The organism is Plebeiibacterium sediminum (genome assembly GCF_026013605.1).
In the GTDB taxonomy this organism is placed as follows: Bacteria; Bacteroidota; Bacteroidia; order Bacteroidales; family Marinilabiliaceae; genus Saccharicrinis; species Saccharicrinis sediminus.
In genome coordinates this window covers 1-3,666 of the sequence record NZ_JAPDPJ010000150.1, presented here as the reverse complement: position 1 = coordinate 3,666, position 3,666 = coordinate 1, and the positions used below count along the sequence as shown (strand labels likewise).

At 28.4% G+C, this 3,666-nt stretch carries 4 protein-coding genes and 1 pseudogene; all 5 read left to right on the top strand.

The annotated features are described in order from the left end of the window. The first annotated feature begins 89 nt into the window (after nt 1-89). Nucleotides 90-959 (top strand): tyrosine-type recombinase/integrase, encoded by an 870-nt coding sequence (locus OM075_RS24510; RefSeq protein WP_301193199.1) that lies wholly within the window; start codon nt 90-92, stop codon nt 957-959. Between the two features lie 548 nt (nt 960-1,507). Further along, on the top strand, nt 1,508-1,822 hold the full coding sequence (locus OM075_RS26425) for a recombinase family protein (protein ID WP_301193198.1): 315 nt from the start codon (nt 1,508-1,510) through the stop codon (nt 1,820-1,822). A 52-nt stretch (nt 1,823-1,874) separates the two neighbouring features. Continuing rightward, on the top strand, nt 1,875-2,096 hold the full coding sequence (locus OM075_RS26420) for a helix-turn-helix domain-containing protein (protein WP_301193197.1): 222 nt from the start codon (nt 1,875-1,877) through the stop codon (nt 2,094-2,096). Between the two features lie 54 nt (nt 2,097-2,150). Continuing rightward, nucleotides 2,151-2,312: a hypothetical protein gene (locus tag OM075_RS24495; RefSeq protein WP_301193196.1), complete on the top strand. Its 162-nt coding sequence runs from the start codon at nt 2,151-2,153 to the stop codon at nt 2,310-2,312. A 181-nt stretch (nt 2,313-2,493) separates the two neighbouring features. Next, nucleotides 2,494-3,666, top strand: a pseudogene (locus OM075_RS24490) (hypothetical protein); the annotation flags it as partial.

Sequence of the window (3,666 nt, the reverse complement as noted above, 5' to 3'; positions counted from 1 at the left end):
GGGGTCTGATTTTTAATTAAAAAACGAACGCCCTGTTTATGGGCGTTACAGAAGATAATTTTTAATATCCAGACTTTAGTCGGTTGATAGTGATTAAAAATAATAAAGATCTTTCTGAGGAGTCAAAGCGTACTTACACAAGTCAATTATCAAAACTGTCTCAATTTACCAACATTAAAAATCTTAAGATTTATCAGGTAAACAATATGGATTTTATCTCAAAGTATAAAAATTATATGATTGAGGTAAAATGTAATCAGATAAATACAATTGCAAAATCATTAGGCTTTATTAAGGCTGTTTTAAATAGTGCTGTCAATAGTGATATTATTCAAACTAATATTTTTTCAAAAATTCAAATTAAGAAAGAATTAGGAAAGCGTGAATATTTAACTAAACCTGAATTATTAATCTTAGAGGAATATTACTACTCGAAGAATATCAATAATAGTCAAAAAAATATTCTAAGTTATTATTTGTTTTGCTGTTATACAGGATTGCGGTTTATGGATGTCAAGAAACTTTGTTGGAAGAATATTTATACTCAATTAGTATTTAATGAACAGATTGACAAAAATGAAGAATGGAAGAGTATAGAAATTAAAATGCATAAAACAAAAATAAATGTAACCATACCTTTAAATAAAAAAGCATTAGAATTTTTACCATCCATAGAAAAATGTAATAAAGAAGATAAGGTCTTTAGGGTTATAACAAGTCAAAAAACTAATAAGTATTTAAGAAAGGCTTTAGAAAAGGTAAATATTGTAAAGTCAACTTCAATGTCTTTCCACACTTCTCGTCATACGTTTGCAACTTATTTATTGGCATGTAAAACCCCAATAATGGTTATAAGTAAATTGCTAGGACACACTGATATAAAAACTACTCAAATATATACCCATGTATCAAAAGATTCGCTGTTTACTAGTCAAAGAGATTTAAATAACTCCTTTTAGATGGATGATAGTTTCGCTGGGTACCGAGGAGGGGAAGAAAATTAGGAAAAAACTGAACTTTTGTACTTTGAGTGCATAAGATATTGATATGTAGTATTATAATAAAGTTTTTTTTAATAATTATAGGTGTTTGATAGTGCAATTTTAATTCGTGCTATAAATAAAATTAAAGTTACTACAGTTATGATGTTTTATATACTTTAGATTTGGATATAAAGCAGGGGAAAACCAAATTATGTAGAATCTAGGTCTAATATTCAATTAGATCTAGATTTTAATAATATATTAAGCTTTTGATGGTAATGTGTCTATTAATAACATTACAATGAGTTTTGCATTTTTAAAGTGCGGCTTTCGTTTTACAATACTACGATATTTATATTAAATAATCTTATCGAACTTGTAGAAACAAGACTCACCAAACCCGGATTTGAGGTGTATCTCTAAAATGTATCATTAATATTTTGAATCCTTCTCAAAAACTCGTATCATTAATAAGTTTCAGGAATAACCGTTTAATGAGTACTTTTTATTAAATCGAATGACACATGAAAATTGGATATGCAAGAGTATCAACTCAGGACCAAAATTTGGAATTACAGATTGAGGCATTAATGAAATTTGGATGCGAAGAAATATTCAAAGAGAAAAAGAGTGCAGTAAAAGAACGTCCGGAACTTGAAAAAATGCTTATGCATCTTAGATCTGGAGATGTAGTTGTTGTTTGGAAACTTGATAGACTTGGAAGATCCCTAAAACATTTAATTGATTTAGTTACGGGCTTTAGAGAAAAGAATGTTGAATTTGTAAGTCTGAATGATAGCATTGATACAACAACTATACAGGGGAGATTAAGCTTTTAATATTTTTGCAAGTTTTGCTGAATTTGAAAGGGAATTGATAAGAGAAAGAACGATGGCAGGTTTAAAAGCAGAAAGGGAGAAAGGACGAGTTGGAGGAAGAAAGCCTGGATTATCTAAAGAAAATGAAAGAAAAGCAAATGCAGCTTATACTATGTCAAAAAATAAAGACCTTAGTGTATCTGATATTCTTAAAATCCTTGAAATAAGTAAAGCTAGTTATTACAGATATATTGAATATGCTAAAAAGAAGATAGAAGGAAAGAAAAAGAAGTAGTTTGTTATTAGCAAATTGTATTAAATTTAGTTTGCGTATAACAAACCTATTTATATGAATAAGTTTAAAGCTGCAGTAGCAAGATTAAAACAGGAATCACAACAAAGAAAAGTTTTAAAAGAGATTGATTACAATTGGGTAGTAACTCAAATGGATGGTCTCTCTGAGTGTATTTACAAATACATTGGAATTATGTATAATAGAATATATGTATAAATAATTATTTATCTATATATATTATACCATCCACTTAGAATACAATGCTAAACTATAAGCCATAGAGTTTAATAATCAATAGTTTAAACGCATTATATATTGTCTTCAAAAATCATATTTGGAATATAAAAATAAATTATTTTATATTTGCATTTCATTTATTAATCCTAAACTACTTAACATGCTAAAATTTATTTTTAGGCCTATTGTGGCATTAATGGTAATTACTTTTCTTTTTACAGCTTGTAATAAAGAAATAGATCTTGAAGATTCAGAAACAACTACTACGAACTCTGAATTAAATAATATCCCTCAATTTAGTTCTCTCGCTGATTTTAATAACTCAGTAAACAACTTTTACAATAACAATGTGGTTCCATCAGAAATGAAAGGAATTATTAGTTTGAATAGTTATAACTCTCTTAAATCTGTATCTGAAGAAGAAATTGAAGAAGATACAATAGTTGATAGTGATTTATTATGTAATTTTTTAAACATAGACCATGAAATTATTGTTGGGGATGTACTTTTTAAAATTACAGAAAAAGGAACATTTTTTACTGATATTGAGAATGCTGATTATTTATTTGCATCACTAAATGATGAAAATATTTTAGATCAATATACTTCTATATCATCAGCTTTAGGATATGATTCAGATCTAAACGATCTCTATAGCATAGATAAGTATGAAAACATTTACTTTTTTGACACATTTCGTAAGCTTACTACTGAAGACCAAGCTCCTATCGAGCAGGTTAGCACTTCTTTAAAAGCAGTTAGAGGTAGAAGTGGAAATCCAGAAGAAGAAGATTGGAAGTATTATGATATTCCTGGTAAAACAGGGAGTAAACTATGGGGATTTAAATTTGAAGATCATCCAAAATTTGACAGTAGGCATAGACTTAATGCAAAATTTTATGCTCTAAATTATGGAATACTTAGAGAAATGGGTATTAAATGTAAAGTACAAAAAAAAGGATGGACCGGTATATGGCATAAAATAGAAAGCCAGAGACTTATAAATGGATGGGAAGTATTGAATTTTAAAGAAACATGGAAGTATAATTATTTTGGCCCAGATTTTAATCCAAATAAGAATAATTTACCAGATTTTCGATGTTATCCAGAAACATGGAAAGATTTAGACTACACAACATCTAACTACCTGAAAGAAGATTGGATAACTTTCAATATTATGGGCGCGGATTTAGATTTTTCCCAAAAGGATAAAGTTACTGGATTATGGCATGCTGCAAAAAACGCAGGTAAAATGACCGTTGATTACTTAAACAACCATTTTACAGAAAGCCCAAATAATCAATTAGAAGCGATACGCATTGCTCCCAATAAT

Excerpts from the sequence above, each read along its gene's own strand:
- OM075_RS26425 (WP_301193198.1), top strand. The coding sequence starts at position 1,508 with ATGAAAATTGGATATGCAAGAGTATCAACTCAGGACCAAAATTTGGAA.
- OM075_RS26420 (WP_301193197.1), top strand. The coding sequence starts at position 1,875 with ATGGCAGGTTTAAAAGCAGAAAGGGAGAAAGGACGAGTTGGAGGAAGA.
- OM075_RS24495 (WP_301193196.1), top strand. The coding sequence starts at position 2,151 with ATGAATAAGTTTAAAGCTGCAGTAGCAAGATTAAAACAGGAATCACAA.